This window comes from Streptomyces sp. NPDC001204 (genome assembly GCF_053598035.1).
The window spans coordinates 118,978-143,920 of sequence record NZ_JBSFJL010000012.1 but is presented as its reverse complement, the minus strand read 5'-3'; the positions used below and the strand labels follow the sequence as shown (position 1 = coordinate 143,920).

Sequence of the window (24,943 nt, the reverse complement as noted above, 5' to 3'; positions counted from 1 at the left end):
TGGGCACAATTGGATTCGGCGTCGGACAGCGCGCGATGGATGGGGAGGCAGGAGCGACGGTGGCGGAACGGATCACGGCTGCCGTCGACGTGGCAGACAACAGCGGCGAGCAGTCGCTGACCGCCGAGGCGGACCAGTCCACGTCCGACGGGGTGGCCCAGAACCGGGATCGGGGCACGGACAACGACGAGGCACAGGGGAGCGACGGGACGGAGAGTCCCGGGAAGAAGGCCTCACCGACCGAACTTCACAGCGGCCACAAACTGGCCGGACGCTACCGCCTCGAGGAGTGCGTCACCCGTCTGGACGGGTTCAGCAGTTGGCGAGCGGTGGACGAGAAGCTCCGTCGCGCCGTCGGGGTGCACATCCTGCCCGCGGACCATACGCGAGCCCGGTCCGTGCTGGCCGCGGCCCGCTCCTCCGCGCTGCTCGGCGATCCCCGCTTCGTGCAGGTGCTCGACGCCGTCGAGGAGAACGACCTCGTCTACGTCGTCCACGAATGGCTGCCCGACGCGACGGAGCTGACCACGCTTCTGGCCTCGGGCCCTCTGGAGCCGCACGACGCCTACCAGTTGGTCAGCCAGATCGCCTCCGCCATGGCCGCCGCGCACCGCGAGGGCCTCGCCCATCTGCGCCTGAACCCCAATGCCGTGCTGCGCACCTCCACCGGTCAGTGGCGGGTCCGCGGCCTCGCCGTGAACGCAGCGCTGCGCGGCATCAGTTCCGACACCCCGCAGCGCACGGACACCGAGGCGATCGGCGCCCTGCTGTACGCGGCGCTCACCCAGCGCTGGCCGTACGAGAGCGACGCCTACGGCATGTCCGGCCTGCCCAAGGACATCGGCCTCATCGCCCCCGACCAGGTGCGCGCGGGCGTCCACCGCGGGCTGTCCGAACTCGCCATGCGCGCCCTCGTCAACGACGGCGCCACCGCCTCCCGGCACGAGTCGGCGTGCACCACCCCGGAGGAACTGGTCAAGGCGATCGGTGAGATGCCGCGCGTGCGGCCGCCGGAGCCGACATTCACCGCGCCACCGGAGTACCAGGGCACCTCCTACCAGCAGGGCTCGTACGGCCGTCCGGCACCGCATCCCGGGGTCACCCAGCCGGTCCCGACCCCGCCGCCCCCGCTGCAGAGCCGCACCGGCAAGGCCCTGAAGTGGGCCGTCTCGGCCCTCCTCATCGCCGCCCTGGGCCTCGGCAGCTGGCAGCTCGCGGACGCCCTGCTGGACCAGGGAGGCAAGTCCGACGACCCCCAGTCGCAGACCCAGGACGGCGGCGACAAGAACGACAACCAGCCGAAGCCGGCCCAGCCACTCCAGATCCAGGGGGCACGGGAGTACGTCGCCAGTGGTGACGCACAGGCTCCCGGAGACGTCGACAAGACGTATGACGGGGACAGTTCCACGTACTGGCGGACCAAGCGCTACAACGACGGCCCACAGCTCGCTCCCTACAAACCGGGTGTGGGCATCGTCTACGACCTCGGCTCTGTCAAGGAGATCTCGACGGCGTCGATAGGGCTGCGCTACGTCGGTGACCACACGACGGTCCATCTCTACGCCGCCGACTCCCTGAGCCCCTCCACCGGGATCAACGGGATGGAGGAGATCGGAACCGCGACCACCAGCAGGTCCTCTCTCACGGTGAAGGCAACCAAGTCGGTGAAGACGCAGTACGTGCTTCTGTGGCTCACGGACGTTCCCATGGCCCCCAGTGACGGCTACAGCGGATCCGGCTACAAGCAGGCCATCACCGACGTGAAGTTCACGGGCTGACGTCCCACCGAGAGGGAAGGGGTCAGATGGCGGACGGCGCCGGATACGGCGGAGCGAGCGATCAGGAGCTGCTCACCCGTCATGTGGAGGGCGACCCCGAAGCCTTCGGTGAGCTCGTACGCCGCCACCGTGACCGTCTCTGGGCGGTCGCCCTGCGCACGCTGGGCGACCGCGAGGAGGCCGCTGACGCCGTGCAGGACGCGTTCGTCTCCGCCTACCGGGCCGCGGGGACCTTCCGTGGCCAGTCGGCCGTCACGACCTGGCTGCACCGGATCACGGTGAACGCCTGCCTGGACCGGGTCCGCAAGGCCGCCTCGCGCAAGACCTCGCCCGTGAGTGACACCGAGCGCCTGGAGCAGCTGCTGGAGCCGCACGAGTCGGCCTCGGCGCCCGCCGAGAGGAACGACGTGCAGCGGCAGCTCGTCGAGGCGCTGGACACGCTCCCGTCGGATCAGCGGGCCGCCCTGGTGCTCGTGGACATGCAGGGCTACCCGGTCGCCGAGGCCGCCCGCATCCTCGATGTACCGACCGGAACGGTGAAGAGCCGCTGCGCTCGGGGCAGAGCGAGACTCCTGCCGCTGCTCACCCATCTGCGACCGGGCCGCACCGGCGACGAGAAGGAATCGGGTGCGGGACGGAACCGGGCGCAGGGGACATCCGTCCCACCGGCGACAGGTCTTGAAGGCACGGGCCGTAAGGGCACGAGTCCGAAGGGCAAGGGTCTTGAAGGCACGCACACGCAGGACACGGGATCAAGCGATTCAGCTGCTGTGAAGGGCGGAGGTGGGCGAGCGTGACATCCACGACAGACGCGGCCGGGCACCCGGACGTCACGGAGATCTCCGACCTCACCGAAGGCCTCCTCGGCCCCGCCCAGGCAACGGAGCTGCAGCGGCATCTGGACGAGTGCGAGCCATGCGCCGACGTCCACACGTCGCTGACGGAGATCCGTGGCCTGCTCGGCTCCCTGCCGGATGTGCCCGCCATGCCGGCCGATGTGGCGGACCGTATCGATGCGGCTCTCGCCGCCGAGGTCCCTGTCTCGGGTGGCACGCGTGTTTCACGTGAAACATCGGCCGCGGATCGCCCCTCCGGTCACCCTCGCGCCTCCAGCACCGGACCGGGTCGCAAGACAGGGGCCCGGCGGGGACGTCGCAGGGTCGCCGTTCTGGGGTCCGTCGTCGCTCTCGCCGCCCTGGGCGTGACGTCCGTGGTTCTGGCGACGCTCCACGACAACAAGGGATCCGACACCGCGGCGCACGACCGTCCGATCACGTCCGCAGACACCTTCTCCGCGAGCACTCTCAAGAACGACGTCGCCGATCTCCTCGACCAGGAACAGCAGCCGCCGGGCGACACCCACGCCCCGCACAGCTTCGGCGTGGACTCCGGTCCCGGTACCGGCAAGCCAAAGCTGCTGAAGAGCCGGCCCCAGACGGTCCCCTCGTGCGTACGGCAGGGCATCAACGACAGCAGCACCCCACTCGCCGCCCGGGCGGGCACCTATGACGGCAAGGAGGCCTATCTCGTCGTACTGCCCGACGCCTCCGGCGACAGCACCCGCGTCACGGCCTACCTGGTCGACGCGGCCTGTGTCCGCCACCCGGAGGTCACGGCCAAGGTGCTGCTGTCGCACTCCTACGCGCGTTCCTGAGCCCGCACGCTCGGTCCTCGCGCTGCATGGCATCCCGTGCGCTGTCGCGCCTCCGTGTGCCCCGGCACACCGGGAATGCATGCCCCTTAGGATCCGTTGGGTGGGGTGAGAGCTGTGAGACAGGCTCCCACCGGCCGTACGACACAGTCCAGAGACGAGGAATCAAGCCGTGAGCGATGTCCGTAACGTGATCATCATCGGCTCCGGGCCCGCCGGATACACGGCGGCGCTCTACACCGCGCGCGCGTCGCTGAAGCCGCTGGTTTTCGAGGGTGCGGTCACCGCGGGTGGTGCACTGATGAACACCACCGACGTGGAGAACTTCCCCGGCTTCCGCGACGGCATCATGGGTCCCGAGCTCATGGACAACATGCGTGCGCAGGCCGAGCGTTTCGGCGCCGAGCTCATCCCGGACGACGTGGTCTCCGTCGACCTGAGCGGTGAGATCAAGACCGTCACGGACACCGCGGGCACGGTGCACCAGGCGAAGGCCGTCATCGTCACCACCGGCTCGCAGCACCGCAAGCTCGGTCTGCCGAACGAGGACACGCTCTCCGGCCGGGGGGTCTCCTGGTGCGCCACCTGTGACGGCTTCTTCTTCCGGGAGCAGGACATCGCCGTGATCGGTGGCGGTGACACCGCCATGGAGGAGGCCACCTTCCTCTCCCGGTTCGCCAAGTCCGTCACCGTCGTCCACCGCCGGGACACCCTGCGTGCCTCCAAGGCGATGCAGGAGCGCGCCTTCGCCGACCCGAAGATCAAGTTCGCCTGGGACAGCGAGGTCGCCGAGATCCAGGGCGAGCAGAAGCTCTCCGGCCTGAAGCTGCGCAACGTCAAGACCGGCGAGCTGTCGGACCTGCCGGTGACGGGCCTGTTCATCGCGATCGGCCACGACCCGCGCACGGAGCTCTTCAAGGGCCAGCTGGACCTGGACGAGGAGGGTTACCTGAAGGTCGACTCGCCGTCCACCCGCACCAACCTGACCGGTGTCTTCGCCGCCGGCGACGTGGTCGACCACACCTACCGCCAGGCGATCACCGCGGCCGGTACCGGCTGCTCCGCTGCCCTCGACGCCGAGCGCTTCCTCGCGGCCCTCGCGGACAACGAGCAGAAGGCCGAGCCCGAGAAGTCCACCGTCTGAGACCTCCAACCACCCCACCGCACGACCAGTTAAGGAGCCCGCTGTGGCCGGCACCCTGAAGAACGTGACCGACGACTCCTTCGAGCAGGACGTCCTGAAGAGCGACAAGCCCGTCCTGGTGGACTTCTGGGCCGCTTGGTGCGGTCCCTGCCGCCAGATCGCTCCGTCCCTCGAGGCGATCGCCGCCGAGTACGGCGACAAGATCGAGGTCGTCAAGCTCAACATCGACGAGAACCCGAACACCGCCGCCAAGTACGGGGTCATGTCCATCCCGACCCTGAACGTCTACCAGAACGGCGAGGTCGCCAAGACCATCGTGGGGGCGAAGCCGAAGGCTGCGATCGTTCGCGACCTCGAGGACTTCGTCGCCGAGTAATCACGGCAGGGCCGCCGAGCCGGCGGCGATGTTTCACGTGAAACACGAATGGGCCAACCCTTCAGGGTTGGCCCATTCGTGTGTGGCAGCTCGCTTACAGCGGCCTCAGCGCCGGTTCCTTCTGCACGGCGCCCAGCAACCGGTCGATCGCCATTTCCACGTCTTCCTTCCAGGACAGCGTCGTCCGGAGTTCCAGCCGGAGCCGCGGGTGGGCCGGGTGGTGCCGGACGGTCTTGAACCCCACGGCCAGCAGATGGTCGGCGGGGAGCATGCAGGCGGGTTCCTTCCATCGGGCGTCCCCGAATGCCTCGATGGCCTTGAAGCCCCGCCGCAGCAGGTCTTTAGCGACCGTCTGGACCATCACACGGCCCAGCCCCTGCCCCTGGTAGCCCGGCATGATGAAGCCGGTCATCAGCTGCACCGCGTCCGGAGAGACGGGACTCGTGGGGAACGCCGTGGAGCGAGGGACGTAGGCGGGGGGAGCGTAGAGCACGAAGCCCACGGGCGCGTCATCGACGTAGACGACACGGCCGCAGGAGCCCCAGTCCAGCAGGACCGCGGAGATCCACGCTTCCTTTTCCGCCACGGACGTGCCGGCCTTCAGCGCTGCTTCACCACTGACGGGGTCCAGCTCCCAGAAGACGCACGCACGGCAGCGCTGGGGAAGGTCTTGAAGTTTGTCCAGCGTGAGCGGTACGAGCCTACGGCCCATGAAGGCGGTTCCTCGCTTCCTTCGCCTGCGGCGCCACGCGCGGCTGTCAGAGCGCTGCGTTCCTTGAGGAGGCTGCCGACGAATCCGCCGACCGCGCCCAGCCCCAAGACCGCGCCGAGCATTCCGGTGCGGCTTACCGTTCGCATGCCCCTGCCTCCCTCTAGAGGTACCGCCGGGTGGATGCGTCGTACCCGAATCGCATCGTACCGACGATGCGATTGCATCGATACCGCCTGAAAGCAAAGAGCAGGCCGTGTTCCGGTACACACCGGACACGACCCGCCCGCGCTGATCGATCGAGACGAAGCCGTCCCTCGAACGGGCTCAGCCCTCCATCTCCTCCTCCGGCTCTTCGCCGTCCAGAAGGCTCTTCTGCATGACCGGGCCCTCGCCCGGAGCCAGTGTGCCGAGGATGCGCTCCAGGTCCTCCATGGAAGCGAACTCGACGGTGATCTTGCCCTTCTTCTGTCCCAGGTCGACCTTCACCCGCGTCTCGAAGCGGTCGGACAGACGCGTCGCAAGATCGGACAGTGCCGGAGAGACGCGCCCACCGGCACGCGGGCCCTTGGAGCGAGGAGCCGTCGTCGGCCGCGACCCCATCAAGGTCACGATCTCCTCGACCGCCCGCACTGACAGCCCCTCGGCGACGATCCGATGGGCCAGCCGGTCCTGCTCCTCCGAGTCCTCGACGGAGAGCAACGCCCGGGCATGTCCGGCCGAGAGAACCCCCGCGGCGACCCGCCGCTGCACCGCCGGGGAGAGCTTCAGCAGACGCAGGGTGTTGGAGACCTGCGGGCGGGAACGGCCGATCCGGTCCGCCAGCTGGTCGTGCGTGCAGTTGAAGTCCTTGAGTAGCTGGTCGTAGGCGGCCGCCTCTTCCAGCGGGTTCAGCTGGGCCCGGTGCAGGTTCTCCAGCAGGGCGTCCAGGAGGAGCTTCTCGTCATCCGTGGCCCGCACGATCGCCGGGATGGCCGCGAGCCCCGCCTCACGGCAGGCTCGCCAACGCCGCTCACCCATGATGAGCTCATAGCGCCCGGAACCGAGCTGGCGGACGACGACGGGCTGGAGGAGTCCGACCTCCTTGATGGAGGTGACGAGTTCGGCCAGCGCGTCCTCGTCAAAGACCTCACGCGGCTGACGCGGGTTCGGCGTGATGGAGTCGAGGGGGATCTCGGCGAAGTGGGCACCCATCACCGACGCGTTCATCTCAGCCGGGCTGCTCGCCGGCGGCGGCGATGTTTCACGTGAAACAGGCGGCAGTGTGGTCACCTTGGCCGCCGCCACCCCCCGTTCACCGCGGTCACCGGTCAGCACCGGGACAGCCGTGGACGACGCGGAGCTCGCGCCCCCAGCCGTCGCCGGAGCCTGCGGCTTCTCCCCGGTCGGAGCAGCGGGGATCAGCGCGCCGAGACCACGACCCAACCCCCTCCGTCGATCACTCACTGAATCCCCTCCACCATCTTCGGATCACCCTGTGCGCCGAGGTGGGCGTGCGTGGCGTCGTAGCTGACACCGACACCCCTCAGCGCGATTTCTCGTGCCGCCTCAAGATAGGAGAGGGCACCGCTTGACCCTGGATCGTAAGTCAGCACCGTCTGCCCATAGCTCGGCGCCTCGGAGATACGGACGGAGCGGGGAATGCTCGTCCGCAGCACCTCGTCGCCGAAGTGGCTGCGCACCTCTTCCGCGACCTGGGACGCAAGGCGCGTCCGGCCGTCGTACATGGTGAGCAGGATGGTCGACACATGCAGGGCGGGGTTGAGGTGCCCCCGGACCAGGTCGACATTGCGGAGCAACTGGCCCAGGCCTTCCAGCGCGTAGTACTCGCACTGGATTGGGATGAGGACCTCCTGGCCGGCGACGAGCGCGTTAACCGTCAGCAGGCCGAGTGAGGGCGGGCAGTCGATGAGGATGTAGTCCAGCGGCTGCTCGTAGGCCTGGATCGCCCGCTGCAACCGGCTCTCCCGCGCCACCAGGGACACCAGCTCGATCTCCGCACCGGCGAGATCGATCGTGGCGGGGGCGCAGAAGAGACCCTCGACATCGGGGACGGGCTGGACGACCTCGGCCAGCGGCCTGCTCTCCACCAGGACGTCGTAAATGGAGGGGACTTCGGCATGATGGTCGATGCCCAGCGCCGTGGAGGCATTGCCCTGCGGGTCCAGGTCGACCACCAGGACGCGGGCACCGTGCAGAGCCAGCGAAGCGGCAAGATTGACGGTCGTCGTCGTCTTGCCCACGCCACCCTTCTGGTTGGCGACCACCATGACGCGGGTCTGTTCAGGCTGGGGCAGGCCCTCGCCGGCGCGGCCCAGAGCCTCGACCGCCAGTTGGGCAGCACGACCGATGGGAGTGTCGTCCATCGGGGGCGGCGTTTCACGTGAAACATCCTCCCCCATCGATTCGGTACGGGGACCGGGGACCGGATCGGTCATCGGTCCCGCAATGTTGGCGTCGGACCGCAAGGATTCACTCTCCTCGACTTCAGGCTCGCAATGAACAGAGCCTCCCATGCCTTCGGGGTTGTGAACCAGTGAGGCCTGACGTTCTGTGGAGAAATCCACCTCTGTGGACAACTCCGTTCCCTGTCCGAGTGGGCTGAGAGGCTTGCGGTCGCGGGGTTGGGCCGCAGCGCGGCCACGGTTGATGATGCCGTGCAACAGTGAGCGACGTTTCACGTGAAACACGATGCACAGCGGCCGTGGCCGGACTGTCGCGACACTCCGGCATGCGGAGGTTTGGCAGCTTGTGTGGAGTACGGGCGGCTATCGGCGCCGTCGCGTCCGCCCCGTCCGCGCCGCCTTCGCCCGCTTGGCCGCGAAGCGTACTCCGCCCGGGCTTTCCCCGACCTCGACCCGCACGACGGTGGAGCACGGATCCACGATGCCCTCACCCACATGCAGGATGGAGGTCTCCACCGCGCCGAGCTTGCTCAGGGCGGCGGCCGCGCTCTTCAGCTCCTCCTCGGCAGTGTCCCCCTTCAGGGCGAGCATCTCCCCGTAGGGACGCAGCAACGGGATGCCCCACGTGGCCAGGCGGTCCAGCGGCGCGACCGCGCGGGCAGTCACCACATGCACCGGCGGGAGCTTGCCCATCACTTCCTCGGCACGGCCCCGGACGACGGTGACGTGGTCGAGTCCCAGCAGTTCCACGACCTCGGTGAGGAAGTTGGTGCGCCGCAGCAACGGCTCCAACAGCGTGATCTTCAGGTCTTCCCGGACCAGGGCCAGGGGGATACCCGGCAGACCGGCGCCCGAACCGACGTCGCACACCGTCACCCCCTCGGGAACCACCTCCGAGAGCACCGCACAGTTCAGCAGATGCCGCTCCCACAGACGGGGTACCTCACGCGGGCCGATGAGCCCTCGCTGCACTCCTGCCTCGGCCAGCAGCTCGGCGTACCGGACCGCATCCGTGAAGCGATCACCAAATACGTCACGTGCCTGCTCGGGCGCAGGGGGGAGCTCCGCTTCCGCCGTCACGGGGACCGTCCTTCCGTACCACATCGGCGCTCTCGACGCCGACCATCAGAACTACCAGGCTGACAAAGTACGGCCCCGCCTGCGCAACAGACGGGGCCGGTGGAACGTGGGACCGCTCAGGCGGGAAGCACGACGACGAAGCGCTGCGGCTCCTCGCCCTCCGACTCGCTGCGCAGGCCGGCGGCCTTGACCGCGTCGTGCACGACCTTGCGCTCGAACGGAGTCATCGGCTTCAGCTTCACGGGCTCGCCGCTGCTCTTGGCCTCGGCGGCGGCCTTCGCACCCAGCTCGGACAGCTCGGTCCGCTTCTTGGCGCGGTAGCCCGCGATGTCCAGCATCAGGCGGCTGCGGTCGCCGGTCTCCCGGTGCACGGCCAGGCGCGTGAGCTCCTGCAGTGCCTCCAGCACCTCACCGTCACGGCCGACCAGCTTCTGCAGGTCGCGACCGCCGGTGTCACTGATGATCGAGACAGAGGCGCGGTCGGCCTCGACATCCATGTCGATGTCACCGTCGAGGTCGGCGATGTCCAGTAGACCCTCGAGGTAGTCCGCCGCGATCTCGCCCTCCTGCTCCAGGCGGGTCAGGGCGTCCGCGCCCTCGGCAGCGGCGGAGGTGGTGCCTTCCGTCACGGGATGGGCTCCTTCTTACTTCTTGGACGGGGACTTGGGCCGCTGCGGACCCTTGCGCTGTCCGGACTGGGCCTTGCTGCGGGCGCCGTTGCCTGGCTTCGAGGCGGGTTTCTTGCCGGCTGCGGCCGAAGCGTCCTCCGGCTCGTCGGACTTGGTCAGCGACGGAGACTCCGTCGCCTCACCGGCCGGCTTCGTACCACCCTGACGCTGCGACTTGGACTGCCGCTTGGGCTGCTGGCGCCGGGGAGCAGTGGCGGTGGCGGTGGTGGTGGTCGTACCGTCCTCGGCCTGCGCGACGGCGGCGCTGTCGCTCTTCACCACGGAACCGTCGGACTGGGCCGCGAGACCCGTCTTGTTCAGTCCGTTGATGAACTTGCGCTCGAACTCGTTGCGGTCCCGGCCCTTGACGACGATCGCCTTGACGATGGCCTTCTCACGCCGGTTGCGGGTCTTGCCATGGTGCGAGACGTGCTTGAAGAGCCGCTCCAGATAGGCGGCCTGCGCCTTGGAACCCGGGGTCGGGTTGTTGTGGATGACGTACATCTGCTGGCCCATGGTCCACACGTTGGTGGTCAGCCAGTAGACGAGGACGCCGACGGGGAAGTTGATACCGAAGATGGCGAACATGACCGGGAAGACGTACATCAGCATCTTCTGCTGCTGCATGAACGGCGTCTTCACCGTCGTGTCGACGTTCTTCGTCATCAGCTGGCGTTGCGTGTAGAACTGCGACGCCGACATCAGGATGATCATGACCGCGGTCACCACACGGACGTCGGTCAGCGAGGCGCCGAGCGCGGCGACCTTGTCGGTGCTGTCCATGAACTTCGCGGCGAGCGGCGCCCCGATGATGTGCGCCTTACGGGCACTGGCCAGCAGCTGATCGTCGATGACGCCGATCGTCTTGCCCGTCGCGATGCCGTTGAGCACGTGGTACAGGGCGAAGAAGAACGGGGACTGCGCCAGGATGGGAAGGCACGAGGAGAGCGGGTTGGTACCCGACTCCTTGTACAGCTTCATCATCTCTTCGGACTGGCGCTGCTTGTCGTTCTTGTAGCGCTCCTGGATCTTCTTCATCTCGGGCTGGAGCGTCTGCATCGCCCGGGTCGCCTTGATCTGCTTCACGAAGAGCGGGATCAGGCAGATACGGATCAGGATCACCAGGGACACGATGGACAGGCCCCAGGCCCACCCGGTGTCAGGCCCGAAGATCGCCCCGTACACCGTGTGGAACTGGACGATGACCCAGGAGACGGGCCAGGTGATGAAACTGAAGAGGCTGGCAATCGTGTCCACTAATCATGCTCCTTGGGCATGGGGCGAGGTCTCTGCGGCCGGGACCGCCGGCATCTTCCCGTCGGTGGCCGTTTCGGCGGCGGAGGGCCCGCCCCTGCGCGCACGCCAGGCGTCACGCAGCATTTCGTGCCACCGCGGACGCTTGCGCGGCGGGACATGGTCCACACCGCCGAGCGACCACGGATTGCACCGCAGGATGCGCCACGCGGTGAGCGCGGTTCCCTTGATCGCACCGTGCCGGTCGATGGCCGTGTAGCCGTAGTGGGAACACGACGGGTAGTACTTGCACACCGGCCCGAGCAACGGGCTGATGGTCCACTGGTACAGCTTGATCAGAGCCAACAGCGGGTACTTCATCGCGTGCCCCCTCCCAGCAGCCGCTGAAGGGCGGCATCCAGGTCTCGGGCCAGCTGTGCGTGATCGGCGTCGCCCGCACCGGGCAGCGCTCGTACGACTACCAGGCTACCGGGGGGCAGCAAGGCGACTCGGTCACGCATCAGATGGCGAAGTCTGCGCTTCACCGCGTTGCGGACGACCGCGCCACCCACCGCCTTGCTCACGACGAAACCCGCACGTGACGGGGGAGCGCTCTCCCCTGGCACGTGCGGGTCCGTGGCACCGCTACGTAGATGGACGACGAGAAGCGGGCGTCCAGCGCGACGCCCTCGCCGTACCGCGGTCGCGAAGTCCTCGCGCCGCCTCAGCCGGTTCTCGGTGGGCAGCACGATGTCATGACCTGACCGGAATCAGGCGGACAGACGGGCGCGACCCTTGCTGCGGCGGGACGCGAGAATCGCGCGGCCGGCACGGGTGCGCATACGCAGCCGGAAGCCGTGGGTCTTCGCGCGACGACGGTTGTTCGGCTGGAAGGTGCGCTTGCTCACTCGGGGGCTCCAGAAAGAATCAGTAGTGGCGGGGTGCCGTCCTGGCTGTCACCGTGCGCCCACGATCAGCTCGCAGTAACGCCCGAGTGCACCGCTTTCCGATCACCCTATGACGCGATCTGTGCCATTCGGAGGCAGGCGGCAGCAGCCATCGACAACTCGACCTGGTCACGGTACGCGCGGCTACGCCATTCGGTCAAACCAGCCGCCTCCGAGAGACACTGTCCACAGCCTGGGGACAACGACTTGAACCGCACCCGTGGCCCTGACTACCGTGACTGGACTCCGATTCGTTCCCATGTCCCCCGCCCCACCCGTTTTAGATACCGACCCGTCCCGCACCACACGGTCGCGGGACCTGCGAGAGAGCGTGCCCTGTGGCTGACGTACCTGCCGATCTTGCCGCAGTGTGGCCACGAGTTCTGGAGCAGCTTCTCGGCGAGGGACGCGGACAGGGCGTCGAGACGAAGGACGAACACTGGATCCGGCGCTGCCAGCCCCTCGCGCTGGTCGCGGACACCGCGCTGCTCGCCGTACCGAACGAGTTCGCCAAGGGCGTACTCGAAGGGCGCCTCGCCCCGGTCGTCAGCGAGACGCTGAGCCGTGAGTGCGGCCGCCCGATCCGGATCGCGATCACCGTCGACAGCTCCGTCGGCGAGCCCCAGGCCCCCGCGCCCGCACCGGCGGCGCGCTACGAGGACCAGGAGCTGCCCACGGGCCATGGCGGCGGCTACGAGGGCTACGGCCGGCGCCGGGCGGACATCCACCGTCCCGCCCGCCCCGACCAGTTCCCGGGCGCCCAGGGCGACCATCTGCCGCCCCCGCGCACGGGCCCGCAGCCGGCGGACGGCGGCGACCAGCTCCCGACCGCCCGCCCCGCCTATCCGTCGGAGTACGCCGAGTACCAGCGTCCCGAGCCCGGCGCCTGGCCGCGTCACCACCAGGACGACTACGGGTGGCAGCAGCAACGGCTCGGCTTCCCGGAGCGGGACCCCTACGCCTCGCCGTCCCAGGACCCCTACGGCCCGCAGGACACCGGATACGGCCGCCAGGACGCGTATCCGCCTGCCCAGGACTCCTACGCGCAGGACTACCGGTCCCCGTCGATGGAGCGCCCGCCGTACGACCAGCCGCGCTCCGACTACGACCCGTCCCGCGGCGAGTACGACGCCCGCGACTACGACCAGCGCGACGCCGGCCACCGCGAGCCGCCGGAACCGACGGCCGGCTCCGGCCACGTGCACCGCGGCGGCCCGGTGGGCCCGAACCTGCCCACCACCGGCGCCCCCGGCCCGCTGGCCGCGCAGCCCGCACCGGCGGCCGGCCCCGGCGAGCCGACCGCGCGCCTGAACCCCAAGTACCTCTTCGACACGTTCGTCATCGGCGCGTCCAACCGCTTCGCGCACGCGGCCGCGGTCGCCGTCGCCGAGGCACCCGCCAAGGCGTACAACCCCCTGTTCATCTACGGGGAGTCCGGACTCGGCAAGACCCACCTGCTGCACGCGATCGGCCACTACGCGCGCAGCCTGTACCCGGGCACCCGCGTGCGCTACGTGAGCTCCGAGGAGTTCACCAACGAGTTCATCAACTCCATCCGCGACGGCAAGGGCGACAGCTTCCGCAAGCGCTACCGCGAGATGGACATCCTGCTCGTCGACGACATCCAGTTCCTCGCGGACAAGGAGTCGACGCAGGAGGAGTTCTTCCACACCTTCAACACCCTCCACAACGCCAACAAGCAGATCGTGCTCTCCAGCGACCGGCCGCCCAAGCAGCTGGTGACCCTGGAGGACCGGCTGCGCAACCGGTTCGAGTGGGGCCTGATCACCGACGTCCAGCCGCCCGAGCTGGAGACCCGTATCGCGATCCTGCGCAAGAAGGCGGTGCAGGAGCAGCTGAACGCCCCGCCGGAGGTGCTGGAGTTCATCGCCTCCCGGATCTCGCGCAACATCCGCGAGCTGGAGGGGGCGCTGATCCGGGTGACGGCGTTCGCCTCGCTCAACCGGCAGCCGGTGGACCTGGGCCTGACGGAGATCGTCCTGAAGGACCTGATCCCCGGCGGCGAGGACTCGGCCCCGGAGATCACGGCGACGGCCATCATGGCGGCCACGGCCGACTACTTCGGCCTCACCGTCGAGGACCTGTGCGGCACCTCGCGCGGCCGGGCCCTGGTCACCGCCCGCCAGATCGCCATGTACCTGTGCCGTGAGCTGACCGATCTGTCGCTGCCGAAGATCGGCGCCCAGTTCGGCGGCCGCGACCACACGACCGTCATGCACGCCGACCGGAAGATCCGCGCGCTGATGGCCGAGCGGCGCTCCATCTACAACCAGGTCACGGAGCTGACCAACCGCATCAAGAACGGCTGAGAACACGCGGAGCGGCGCTCAGGGCGCCTCCGGGAGCGGATCCCGGGGGCGCCCTGAGTCGTTGTGGCGTCCGCCGCTGTTCGAATCCGCACCGGGTTACGGCCGTCCTCCACAGATTCGGCGACTTTCTTCCGTCCACATCCTGGGGACTGGGAAGTTGTCCAGATCGCTTCCACAGGCTGTGTGGTCGGAACACCATCACACCAGCTCAGGGGCCTGTGGAATCGTGGACGAACACTCTCCACAGACTGTGGACGAAGCAGTGATCCACAGGCCGCGGCCAAAGTTGTCCACCGGCAACCCACAGGCTGGAGACCGTTGTCCCCAGTGATCGGCTGCTTCTCCACACCCCTGTCCACTGTTCGGCAACGCGACGCCCCCGGTCACCGCGTCGAGTGAAAGCCGTCACACCAAGGTGCGCGATTGCCGTGTGGGAAACGTGGGTAAACCTGGGGACGCAGCTGGGGAGAACTGCCCTCGGGCTGTGGGCGGGGTGTGCAGAACTTCCCGTTCTCCACAGAGACGCCCGGTTGTCCACCGGTCCCACCCACAGGGCCAGTGGACAAAATTCCCGCGCTGAGCTGGGCAAACGTGGTTATCCACGGTATCCACAGGACCTACTACTACTCCCGACTAGAGAGAGTGCGGAATCCGTTTCGAAGCGGGGCCTGTGCACAACTCGAGCTCTCGAGCCCGACCGCCCCTCGGAGCGACTTGACCCCGACAGGCGCCTACTGTCAGTGCCGTGCGTCAGACTGGTCCCCGGTGTCCTTCCCGTCCCAGTGGGCGGCGACACCGAGTCGGAGGACTCAGTAGCAACAGCAGGAGGCGGCTTACGGTGAAGATCCGGGTGGAACGCGACGTACTCGCGGAGGCAGTGGCCTGGGCGGCACGCAGCCTCCCGGCCCGTCCGCCGGCGCCTGTTCTCGCCGGCCTGCTGCTCAAGGCGGAGGACGGCCAGCTGAGCCTGTCCAGCTTCGACTACGAGGTCTCCGCGCGCGTGTCCGTGGAGGCCGAGGTCGACGAGGAGGGCACGGTCCTCGTCTCCGGTCGCCTGCTCGCCGACATCTCGCGCGCCCTGCCCAACCGCCCGGTGGAGATCTCCACAGACGGTGTACGGGCGACGGTGGTCTGCGGCTCCTCGCGCTTCACACTCCACACCCTGCCTGTGGAGGAGTACCCGGCGCTCCCGCAGATGCCGAACGCGACGGGCACGGTTCCCGGCGAGGTCTTCGCCTCCGCCGTGCAGCAGGTGGCGATCGCGGCCGGCCGCGACGACACGCTGCCCGTGCTGACCGGTGTCCGTATCGAGATCGAGGGCGACACCGTCACGCTGGCCTCCACCGACCGCTACCGCTTCGCGGTCCGCGAGTTCCTGTGGAAGCCGGAGAACCCGGACGCCTCCGCGGTCGCCCTGGTGCCCGCCAAGACCCTGCTGGACACCGCCAAGGCGCTGACCAGCGGCGACAGCGTGATCCTGGCGCTGTCCGGCTCGGGTTCCGGTGAGGGCCTGATCGGCTTCGAGGGTGCCGGGCGGCGTACGACCACGCGTCTGCTGGAGGGCGACCTCCCGAAGTACCGCACCCTGTTCCCGACGGAGTTCAACTCCGTGGCCGTCATCGAGACTGCCCCCTTCGTGGAGGCCGTCAAGCGCGTGGCGCTGGTCGCCGAGCGCAACACCCCGGTGCGTCTGAGCTTCGAGCAGGGCGTGCTGATCCTGGAGGCCGGCTCCAGCGACGACGCACAGGCTGTGGAGAGGGTCGACGCGCAGCTGGAGGGCGACGACATCTCGATCGCCTTCAACCCGACGTTCCTGCTGGACGGCCTCAGCGCGATCGACTCCCCGGTGGCCCAGCTGTCCTTCACGACGTCCACCAAGCCGGCGCTGCTCAGCGGCAAGCCCGCGGTGGACGCCGAGGCGGACGAGGCCTACAAGTACCTGATCATGCCGGTACGGCTGAGCGGCTGAGCCGGCTGACGGCCGGGCGCGTTTCCGCAGGTGGCGACCTCAGGTCCGGGCATACGCATGAGCGCTTATGCCCACGGATGTGCGCGAGCGTCCGGGTCTAGGCTCGGACGCAGGTACGAAAGTGCCGGAACGTCACGTCGTGAAACCTAAGGAACGCAACTGATGGAGCTCGGTCTCGTCGGCCTCGGCAAGATGGGCGGCAACATGCGCGAGCGGATCCGCCGCGCAGGCCACACCGTCATCGGATACGACCGCAACCCGGACCTCGCCGATGTCCACAGCCTGGAAGAGCTTGTGGGCAAGCTCCACGGCCCGCGCGTGGTCTGGGTCATGGTCCCGGCAGGCGAGCCCACCCAGGGCACGATCGACGCCCTCGCCGAGCTGCTGGAGCCCGGCGACGTGGTCGTGGACGGCGGGAACTCCCGCTGGACGGACGACGAGAGGCATGCGGAGGAGCTGGCCGCCAAGGGCATCGGCTTCGTCGACTGCGGCGTCTCCGGCGGCGTGTGGGGCCTGGAGAACGGCTACGCGCTGATGTACGGCGGCGACGCGGAGAACGTCGCCAAGGTGCAGCCGGTCTTCGACGCGCTCAAGCCGGAGGGCGACCTCGGCGCGGTGCACGCCGGCAAGGTCGGGGCGGGCCACTTCGCCAAGATGGTCCACAACGGCATCGAGTACGCGATGATGCAGGCCTACGCCGAGGGCTGGGAGCTGCTGGAGAAGGTCGACTCCGTGGCGAACGTCCGCGAGGTCTTCCGCTCCTGGCAGGAGGGCACCGTCATCCGCTCCTGGCTGCTCGACCTGGCGGTGAACTCCCTCGACGAGGACGAGCACCTGGAGCAGCTGAGGGGCTACGCGCAGGACTCCGGCGAGGGCCGGTGGACCGTGGAGGCCGCCATCGACAACGCCGTGCCGCTGCCCGCGATAACGGCCTCGCTGTTCGCGCGGTTCTCCTCGCGCCAGGAGGACTCGCCGCAGATGAAGATGATCGCCGCGCTGCGCAACCAGTTCGGCGGTCACGCCGTGGAGAAGAAGTAGTCCACCGGACCGCCTGAGCGGTCCGCAACGCCGGGGGAGGTCGGCGAACGACCATGCACGTCACGCATCTGTCGCTGGCCGACTTCCGCTCGTACGGCCGGGCCGAGGTTCCGCTCGACCGGGGTGTCACGGCGTTCGTCGGCCCCAACGGCCAGGGCAAGACGAACCTCGTCGAGGCGATCGGCTACCTGGCCACGCTCGGCAGCCACCGGGTCACCTCCGACGCCCCGCTGGTCCGCATGGGCGCCGAGCGTGCGGTGATCCGGGCGCAGGTGCGGCAGGGCGAGCGGCAGCAGCTGGTCGAGCTGGAGCTGAACCCCGGCCGGGCCAACCGCGCCCGTATCAACCGGTCCTCGCAGGTCAGGCCGCGGGATGTGCTGGGGATCGTACGCACCGTGCTGTTCGCGCCCGAGGACCTGGCCCTGGTCAAGGGCGATCCCGGGGAGCGGCGGCGTTTCCTCGACGAGCTGGTGACGGCGCGTTCTCCACGCATGGCTGGGGTGCGCTCCGACTACGAGCGGGTGCTCAAGCAGCGCAACACGCTGCTGAAGTCGGCCGCGCTGGCGCGTCGGCACGGTGGCCGTTCGATGGACCTGTCCACGCTGGACGTGTGGGACCAGCATCTGGCGCGGGCGGGCGCCGAACTGCTCGCCCAGCGCCTGGACCTGCTCGGCGCGCTGGAGCCGCTGGCGGACAAGGCGTACGAGCAGCTGGCTCCCGGCGGCGGTCCGGTCGTGCTGGAGTACAAGCCGTCGGCGCCCGGCGAGGCACACACGCGTGAGGATCTCTTCGCCCAGCTGATGGCCGCGCTCGCGGACGTCCGCAAGCAGGAGATCGAGCGGGGCGTGACGCTGGTGGGGCCGCACCGGGACGACGTGGTGCTCAGACTCGGTCAGCTGCCGGCGAAGGGGTACGCCTCCCACGGGGAGTCCTGGTCGTTCGCGCTGGCACTGCGTCTGGCGTCGTACGACCTGCTGCGCGCGGAGGGCAATGAGCCGGTGCTGATCCTCGACGACGTCTTCGCGGAGCTGGACACCCGTCGCCGTGAGCGGCTGGCGGAGCTGGTGGCGCCCGGTGAGCAGGTCCTGGTGACCGCCGCGGTCGACGACGACGTGCCGCACGTGCTGACGGGTACGCGGTTCGCCGTGTCGGACGGAACGGTGGAGCGCGTATGAGCGGCGAGCGGGACCCGGGCCGGGGGAAGGCGCCCGAGCCGTCGGGCGTCGACCTCGCACGCGTGGCGCTGCGCGCGGCGAAGGAGGCGGCACGCGCGCGTGGGGACGTGGCGCAGCAGCGCCGGCAGGCACGGCGCGGTGGTCTGCGTTCCGGTGCGCGGGCCGACGGCCGTGATCCCATGGCTCTCGGCGCCGCGATCAACCGGCTGATCACCGAGCGCGGCTGGGAGGCGCCGGCCGCGGTGGGCGGCGTGATGGGGCGCTGGCCGCAGATCGTCGGGGCGGATGTGGCCAAGCACTGCGTGCCGGACCGGTACGACGAGGACGAGCGGGTGCTGACGGTGCGCTGCGACTCGACGGCGTGGGCGACGAACCTGCGTCTGCTCGCTCCGACGCTGGTGGCCCGGCTCAACGAGGACCTGGGGCACGGCGCGGTGCGGACGATCAAGGTCTTCGGGCCGGGCGGTGGCGGCCGCAGGTACGGTCCGCTGCGGGTGCCGGGCAGCACGGGCCCCGGCGACACCTATGGGTGACAGACGTCACACGACGGGTTTGCGGTGGTCGTCTCCGGGCCCATGACGGCCGTCCTTCGTACAACCGCACGCCCTTGCGAATCCCGACCTGACCCGGGAGTAGCGAAGTGTTGACGTCCGGAAGCGCTGAGTGCCGCTGTGAGCCTCTTGGAGCCCCCTTGTGCATATCGGGACCCGGCCAAGACCGGTTGAGGGCGCCACATGCGTACTCAGGTACCGGCAAACCCCCATCACTGTCAGCGCTACCGGTAGACTGGAAGGCAATCCCGCCCCAATCGTGGGGACCGTCCGGGACAAGCTGAGCAACGCTGAGCAAGGCTTACCAACGCAACATGCCGCAGCCGCTCCGGCAACCCGCCGACGAGCCCGGCTCGTGCTGTGCCAGAAAGGGCGCTTCGTGGCCGATTCCGGCAACCCCAACGAGAACATCCCGTCCACCGAAGCCGGCGTGAACGGGGCCGCATCCTCGAACGGTGAGGTCACGGCCTCTTACGACGCCAGCGCGATCACCGTGCTCGAGGGCCTGGACGCGGTCCGCAAGCGACCCGGCATGTACATCGGTTCCACCGGTGAGCGTGGCCTGCACCACCTCGTGTACGAGGTGGTCGACAACTCCGTCGACGAGGCACTGGCCGGGCACGCGGACACGATCGACGTGACGATCCTCGCCGACGGCGGCGTCCGCGTCGTCGACAACGGCCGTGGCATCCCCGTGGGCATCGTCCCGTCCGAGGGCAAGCCCGCCGTCGAGGTCGTGCTGACCGTGCTGCACGCGGGCGGCAAGTTCGGCGGCGGTGGTTACGCGGTTTCCGGCGGTCTGCACGGCGTCGGCGTCTCCGTCGTGAACGCCCTGTCCAGCAAGGTGTCGGTCGAGATCAGGACCGACGGCCACCGCTGGACGCAGGACTACAAGCTGGGCGTGCCGACGGCCCCGCTCGCCCAGCACGAGGAGACCGGCGACACCGGAACCTCGGTGACGTTCTGGGCCGACCCGGACATCTTCGAGACCACCGACTACTCCTTCGAGACGCTGTCGCGGCGTTTCCAGGAGATGGCGTTCCTCAACAAGGGCTTGACGATCAAGCTCACCGACGAGCGCGAGTCAGCGAAGGCCACGTCCGGCGCGGACGAGGCGGGAGCGGACGAGAAGGACGAGGTCAAGGCCGTCGTCTACCGCTACGACGGCGGCATCGTCGACTTCGTGAAGTACCTCAACTCCCGCAAGGGAGAGGTGGTGCACCCCACGGTCATCGACCTGGAGGCCGAGGACAAGGACAAGAGCCTGTCCCTCGAGGTCGCCATGCAGTGGAACGGCGGCTACAGCGAGGGCGTGTACTCCTTCGCGAACATCATCCACACGCACGAGGGCGGTACGCACGAGGAGGGCTTCCGCGCGGCCCTCACCAGCCTGATCAACAAGTACGCGCGCGACAAGAAGCTGCTGCGCGACAAGGACGACAACCTCACGGGCGACGACATCCGCGAGGGTCTGACCGCGATCATCTCGGTCAAGCTGAGCGAGCCGCAGTTCGAGGGCCAGACCAAGACCAAGCTGGGCAACACGGAGGCGAAGACCTTCGTCCAGAAGGCCGTTTACGAACACCTGAACGACTGGCTGGACCGCAACCCGGTCGAGGCGGCGGACATCATCCGCAAGGGCATCCAGGCGGCCACGGCGCGTGTGGCGGCCCGCAAGGCCCGCGACCTCACCCGCCGCAAGGGCCTGCTGGAGTCCGCCTCCCTGCCGGGCAAGCTCTCCGACTGCCAGTCGAACGACCCCACCAAGTGCGAGATCTTCATCGTCGAGGGTGACTCCGCCGGCGGCTCGGCCAAGTCCGGCCGCAACCCGGAGTACCAGGCGATCCTGCCGATCCGCGGCAAGATCCTCAACGTCGAGAAGGCGCGGATCGACAAGATCCTCCAGAACCAGGAGATCCAGGCGCTGATCTCCGCGTTCGGCACTGGTGTGCACGAGGACTTCGACATCGAGAAGCTCCGCTATCACAAGATCATCCTGATGGCGGACGCCGACGTCGACGGCCAGCACATCAACACCCTGCTGCTGACCTTCCTGTTCCGCTTCATGCGGCCCCTGGTCGAGGCCGGGCACGTGTTCCTGTCCCGCCCCCCGCTCTACAAGATCAAGTGGGGCCGGGAGGACGTCGAGTACGCGTACTCCGACCGCGAGCGCGACGCGCTCCTGGAGCTGGGCCGCCAGCGCGGCAAGCGGGTGCGGGAGGACTCGATCCAGCGCTTCAAGGGCCTCGGCGAGATGAACGCCGAGGAGCTGCGCGTGACCACCATGGACCAGGAGCACCGGGTGCTCGGCCAGGTCACCCTCGACGACGCCGCCCAGGCCGACGACCTGTTCTCGGTCCTGATGGGCGAGGACGTCGAGGCCCGCCGCCAGTTCATCCAGCGCAACGCCAAGGACGTCCGCTTCCTCGACATCTGAGTCGGTCTCAGCTGACCGAACCAGGAAGGATCCTCACCAGCAATGGCCGACGAGAACACTCCAGTCACCCCTGAAGAGGGCGGCGACCTCGCCATGCGTGTCGAGCCCGTCGGGCTCGAGACGGAGATGCAGCGCTCCTACCTCGACTACGCGATGTCCGTCATCGTCTCGCGTGCGCTGCCCGACGTCCGGGACGGTCTCAAGCCCGTCCACCGCCGCGTCCTGTACGCCATGTACGACGGCGGCTACCGCCCCGAGCGCGGCTTCTACAAGTGCGCCCGCGTCGTCGGCGACGTCATGGGCAACTACCACCCGCACGGCGACTCCTCGATCTACGACGCGCTGGTCCGCCTGGCGCAGCCGTGGGCGATGCGGATGCCGCTGGTGGACTCCAACGGCAACTTCGGCTCGCCGGGCAACGACCCGGCGGCGGCCATGCGCTACACCGAGTGCAAGATGGCGCCGCTGTCGATGGAGATGGTCCGCGACATCGACGAGGGGACCGTCGACTTCACGGACAACTACGACGGCCGCTCCCAGGAGCCGACCGTCCTGCCGTCCCGTTTCCCGAACCTGCTGATCAACGGCTCGGCCGGTATCGCGGTGGGCATGGCGACCAACATCCCGCCGCACAACCTGCGCGAGGTCGCCTCCGGTGCCCAGTGGTACCTGGAGAACCCGGAGGCCTCCCACGAGGAGCTCCTCGACGCGCTGATCGAGCGGATCAAGGGCCCGGACTTCCCCACCGGAGCGCTCGTTGTCGGCCGCAAGGGCATCGAGGAGGCGTACCGCACCGGTCGCGGCTCGATCACCATGCGCGCCGTGGTCGAGGTCGAGGAGATCCAGAACCGCCAGTGCCTGGTGGTCACGGAGCTGCCGTACCAGGTCAACCCGGACAACCTCGCGCAGAAGATCGCCGACCTGGTGAAGGACGGCAAGATCGGCGGCATCGCGGACGTCCGCGACGAGACCAGCTCGCGCACCGGTCAGCGCCTTGTGATCGTCCTCAAGCGGGACGCGGTCGCCAAGGTCGTCCTGAACAACCTCTACAAGCACACCGACCTCCAGACCAACTTCGGCGCCAACATGCTGGCGCTGGTCGACGGCGTGCCGCGCACCCTGTCGCTGGACGCGTTCATCCGCCACTGGGTGACGCACCAGATCGAGGTCATCGTCCGCCGGACCCGCTTCCGGCTGCGCAAGGCCGAGGAGCGCGCCCACATCCTGCGCGGCCTGCTCAAGGCCCTGGACGCCATCGACGAGGTCATCGCGCTGATCCGGCGCAGTGCGACCGTCGAGGTCGCGCGCGAGGGCCTGATGGGCCTGCTGGAGATCGACGAGATCCAGGCCAACGCCATCCTCGAGATGCAGCTGCGTCGTCTGGCCGCCCTGGAGCGCCAGAAGATCGTCCAGGAGCACGACGAGCTCCAGGCGAAGATCACCGAGTACAACGAGATCCTCGCCTCGCCGGTCCGCCAGCGCGGGATCGTCAGCGCGGAGCTGGCCGCGATCGTCGAGAAGTTCGGCGACGACCGCAAGACGAAGCTGATCCCCTACGAGGGCGACATGTCCATCGAGGACCTGATCGCCGAAGAGGACATCGTCGTCACGGTCAGCCGCGGCGGCTACATCAAGCGGACCAAGACCGACGACTACCGCGCCCAGAAGCGCGGCGGCAAGGGTGTGCGCGGCACGAAGCTGAAGGAAGACGACATCGTCGACCACTTCTTCGTCTCCACCACGCACCACTGGCTGCTGTTCTTCACCAACAAGGGCCGGGTCTACCGGGCCAAGGCCTACGAGCTGCCGGACGCCGGCCGGGACGCGCGTGGCCAGCACGTGGCCAACCTGCTGGCCTTCCAGCCGGACGAGGCGATCGCCCAGATCCTCGCGATCCGCGACTACGAGGCGGCGCCCTACCTGGTGCTCGGCACCAAGGCTGGCCTGGTCAAGAAGACGCCTCTGAAGGATTACGATTCGCCTCGCTCCGGTGGTGTCATCGCGATCAACCTGCGCGAGCAGGAGGACGGTTCCGATGACGAACTGATCGGGGCCGAGCTGGTCTCCGCAGATGACGATCTGCTTCTGATCAGCAAGAAGGCGCAATCGATCAGGTTCACCGCCTCCGACGACACTCTGCGTCCGATGGGCCGTGCCACCTCGGGTGTCAAGGGCATGAGTTTCCGCGGGAGCGACGAACTGCTCTCGATGAATGTTGTTCGACCCGGTACGTTCGTGTTCACTGCCACCGATGGCGGGTACGCCAAGCGGACCCGAGTCGACGAGTACCGCGTCCAGGGTCGCGGCGGCCTCGGCATCAAGGCCGCCAAGATCGTGGAGGACCGCGGTTCGCTCGTGGGGGCGCTGGTGGTCGAGGAGACCGACGAGATCCTCGCCATCACGCTCTCGGGCGGTGTGATTCGTACGCGAGTCAACGAGGTCAGGGAGACGGGCCGTGACACCATGGGCGTCCAACTGATCAACCTGGGGAAGCGCGATGCCGTCGTCGGTATCGCACGTAACGCCGAGGCGGGGCGCGAGGCGGAGGAAGTCGACGGCGACGTGGCCGTGGACGAGACCGTCGAGGGGGCCGCGACCAGCGGCACGGACGAGGGCGAGGTGCCCTCGGCCGAGTAGCACGAGGAGAGAGTCATCGTGAGCGGAGCCACGGGCGCCGGATCGGCCGGTACCTCCACGGGTACAGGAGCGGACGGCGGCGGCCGTGGCTCCGCCGCGCCTGCGACGGACACGCATACGACCAATCTGCAAGCGATCAAGTCGCCCGCGACCGATGCGCACACGCCCCACACTCACGGATCCCAGGGGGGAACGGTGACGGACACCCGAGGCCCGCAGGCCCAGCAGGCGAACGCCGCGGCCGGTCAGCAGGCGGCGGGCTCTCCGCTGCCGGGGGAGCGGCAGACGCAGCAGCCCTCCGGGCCGTACCACCCGCCGCAGGCCTACCAGTCGGCCGAGCCCGCCTCCCAGGCGGTGCGCCGGCCGCGCACGGGCGTGCGTACCGCCCCGCGCACCCGCAAGGCCCGGCTGCGCGTGGCCAAGGCCGACCCGTGGTCGGTGATGAAGGTCAGCTTCCTGCTCTCCATCGCCCTGGGCATCTGCACGATCGTGGCGTCCGCCGTGCTGTGGATGGTCATGAACACGATGGGCGTGTTCTCCACGGTCGGCGGGACGATCTCGGAGGCCACTGGCTCCAACGAGTCGAACGGCTTCGACCTCCAGTCCTTCCTGTCCCTTCCCCACGTGCTGATGTTCACGTCGATCATCGCCGTGATCGACGTGGTGCTGGCGACCGCCCTCGCGACCCTCGGAGCGTTCATCTACAACCTCTCCGCGGGCTTCGTCGGCGGCGTCGAGCTGACGCTGGCCGAGGACGAGTAGACGGACCGGCCGCGCCTGCGCCGGTGTCGCGGAACGTCCGCTGACGGTCCTCC

Annotated in this window: 22 protein-coding genes; 13 read left to right on the top strand and 9 right to left on the bottom strand. The window is 68.6% G+C overall.

From position 1 onward, the window contains the following. Positions 1-59: 59 nt before the first annotated feature. From ACWC91_RS18895 to trxA, 5 genes are all read left to right on the top strand, one after another. On the top strand, positions 60-1,778 hold the full coding sequence (locus tag ACWC91_RS18895; RefSeq protein ID WP_225076438.1) for a protein kinase family protein: 1,719 nt from the start codon (positions 60-62) through the stop codon (positions 1,776-1,778). A 26-nt stretch (positions 1,779-1,804) separates the two neighbouring features. Then, positions 1,805-2,575 (top strand): RNA polymerase sigma factor SigM, encoded by a 771-nt coding sequence (sigM, locus tag ACWC91_RS18890; RefSeq protein ID WP_376501239.1) that lies wholly within the window; start codon positions 1,805-1,807, stop codon positions 2,573-2,575. Beyond that, on the top strand, positions 2,572-3,432 hold the full coding sequence (locus tag ACWC91_RS18885; protein ID WP_281154624.1) for an anti-sigma factor family protein: 861 nt from the start codon (positions 2,572-2,574) through the stop codon (positions 3,430-3,432). Before sigM ends, ACWC91_RS18885 begins: the two co-directional genes overlap by 4 nt. Positions 3,433-3,601: 169 nt before the next feature. Beyond that, complete coding sequence (trxB, locus tag ACWC91_RS18880; protein ID WP_225076441.1) at positions 3,602-4,573, top strand: thioredoxin-disulfide reductase; 972 nt, start codon at positions 3,602-3,604, stop codon at positions 4,571-4,573. A gap of 43 nt (positions 4,574-4,616) precedes the next feature. After that, on the top strand, positions 4,617-4,949 hold the full coding sequence (gene trxA, locus ACWC91_RS18875) for a thioredoxin (RefSeq protein WP_141359862.1): 333 nt from the start codon (positions 4,617-4,619) through the stop codon (positions 4,947-4,949). A gap of 94 nt (positions 4,950-5,043) precedes the next feature. Here the strand turns inward: trxA and ACWC91_RS18870 are convergent, their stop codons facing one another. From ACWC91_RS18870 to rpmH, 9 genes are all read right to left on the bottom strand, one after another. Further along, a complete protein-coding gene (locus ACWC91_RS18870; RefSeq protein ID WP_450640996.1) occupies positions 5,044-5,661 on the bottom strand; it encodes a GNAT family N-acetyltransferase in 618 nt (205 codons plus the stop codon). 324 nt (positions 5,662-5,985) lie between these two features. Further along, positions 5,986-7,104 (bottom strand): ParB/RepB/Spo0J family partition protein, encoded by a 1,119-nt coding sequence (locus tag ACWC91_RS18865; RefSeq protein ID WP_225076443.1) that lies wholly within the window; start codon positions 7,102-7,104, stop codon positions 5,986-5,988. Continuing rightward, the gene (locus ACWC91_RS18860; RefSeq protein ID WP_281154644.1) at positions 7,101-8,174 is read right to left on the bottom strand and encodes a ParA family protein; all 1,074 of its coding nucleotides are present in this window, start codon (positions 8,172-8,174) and stop codon (positions 7,101-7,103) included. The genes ACWC91_RS18865 and ACWC91_RS18860 overlap by 4 nt, the downstream gene beginning before the upstream one ends. A gap of 252 nt (positions 8,175-8,426) precedes the next feature. Then, entirely contained in the window at positions 8,427-9,143 is a 717-nt protein-coding gene (rsmG, locus tag ACWC91_RS18855) for a 16S rRNA (guanine(527)-N(7))-methyltransferase RsmG (protein WP_281154623.1), read from the bottom strand. A gap of 116 nt (positions 9,144-9,259) precedes the next feature. After that, the gene (locus tag ACWC91_RS18850) at positions 9,260-9,772 is read right to left on the bottom strand and encodes a Jag family protein (protein ID WP_141359858.1); all 513 of its coding nucleotides are present in this window, start codon (positions 9,770-9,772) and stop codon (positions 9,260-9,262) included. A 15-nt stretch (positions 9,773-9,787) separates the two neighbouring features. Next, positions 9,788-11,068 carry a membrane protein insertase YidC gene (yidC, locus tag ACWC91_RS18845; protein WP_281154622.1) on the bottom strand — a complete coding sequence of 427 codons (1,281 nt, stop codon included), beginning with the start codon at positions 11,066-11,068 and terminating at the stop codon, positions 9,788-9,790. A 3-nt stretch (positions 11,069-11,071) separates the two neighbouring features. Then, on the bottom strand, positions 11,072-11,425 hold the full coding sequence (yidD, locus tag ACWC91_RS18840; protein ID WP_225076446.1) for a membrane protein insertion efficiency factor YidD: 354 nt from the start codon (positions 11,423-11,425) through the stop codon (positions 11,072-11,074). After that, on the bottom strand, positions 11,422-11,793 hold the full coding sequence (gene rnpA / locus ACWC91_RS18835; protein ID WP_225076447.1) for a ribonuclease P protein component: 372 nt from the start codon (positions 11,791-11,793) through the stop codon (positions 11,422-11,424). Before rnpA ends, yidD begins: the two co-directional genes overlap by 4 nt. Before the next feature lie 21 nt (positions 11,794-11,814). Further along, positions 11,815-11,952: a 50S ribosomal protein L34 gene (rpmH, locus tag ACWC91_RS18830; RefSeq protein WP_003956500.1), complete on the bottom strand. Its 138-nt coding sequence runs from the start codon at positions 11,950-11,952 to the stop codon at positions 11,815-11,817. A gap of 377 nt (positions 11,953-12,329) precedes the next feature. On the opposite strand from rpmH, the gene dnaA reads away from it, so the two are divergent. The 8 genes from dnaA (at position 12,330) to ACWC91_RS18790 (ending at position 24,890) form a co-directional block, all read left to right on the top strand. Then, positions 12,330-14,321 (top strand): chromosomal replication initiator protein DnaA, encoded by a 1,992-nt coding sequence (dnaA, locus tag ACWC91_RS18825; RefSeq protein ID WP_450640994.1) that lies wholly within the window; start codon positions 12,330-12,332, stop codon positions 14,319-14,321. An 838-nt stretch (positions 14,322-15,159) separates the two neighbouring features. Further along, a complete protein-coding gene (dnaN, locus tag ACWC91_RS18820) occupies positions 15,160-16,290 on the top strand; it encodes a DNA polymerase III subunit beta (protein WP_225076449.1) in 1,131 nt (376 codons plus the stop codon). 162 nt (positions 16,291-16,452) lie between these two features. After that, positions 16,453-17,328 carry a phosphogluconate dehydrogenase (NAD(+)-dependent, decarboxylating) gene (gene gnd / locus ACWC91_RS18815; protein ID WP_450640993.1) on the top strand — a complete coding sequence of 292 codons (876 nt, stop codon included), beginning with the start codon at positions 16,453-16,455 and terminating at the stop codon, positions 17,326-17,328. 53 nt (positions 17,329-17,381) lie between these two features. Further along, positions 17,382-18,503, top strand: a complete 1,122-nt coding sequence (gene recF / locus ACWC91_RS18810; RefSeq protein ID WP_225076450.1) for a DNA replication/repair protein RecF — start codon at positions 17,382-17,384, stop codon at positions 18,501-18,503. Then, a complete protein-coding gene (locus ACWC91_RS18805) occupies positions 18,500-19,036 on the top strand; it encodes a DUF721 domain-containing protein (protein WP_225076451.1) in 537 nt (178 codons plus the stop codon). Before recF ends, ACWC91_RS18805 begins: the two co-directional genes overlap by 4 nt. A gap of 373 nt (positions 19,037-19,409) precedes the next feature. After that, positions 19,410-21,491: a DNA topoisomerase (ATP-hydrolyzing) subunit B gene (gene gyrB, locus ACWC91_RS18800; protein WP_141359849.1), complete on the top strand. Its 2,082-nt coding sequence runs from the start codon at positions 19,410-19,412 to the stop codon at positions 21,489-21,491. 42 nt (positions 21,492-21,533) lie between these two features. Continuing rightward, positions 21,534-24,128, top strand: coding sequence for a DNA gyrase subunit A (gyrA, locus tag ACWC91_RS18795; protein WP_450640992.1), 2,595 nt, complete (start codon positions 21,534-21,536; stop codon positions 24,126-24,128). An 18-nt stretch (positions 24,129-24,146) separates the two neighbouring features. Continuing rightward, positions 24,147-24,890: a DUF3566 domain-containing protein gene (locus ACWC91_RS18790; RefSeq protein WP_450640991.1), complete on the top strand. Its 744-nt coding sequence runs from the start codon at positions 24,147-24,149 to the stop codon at positions 24,888-24,890. The last annotated feature ends 53 nt before the right edge of the window (positions 24,891-24,943 follow it).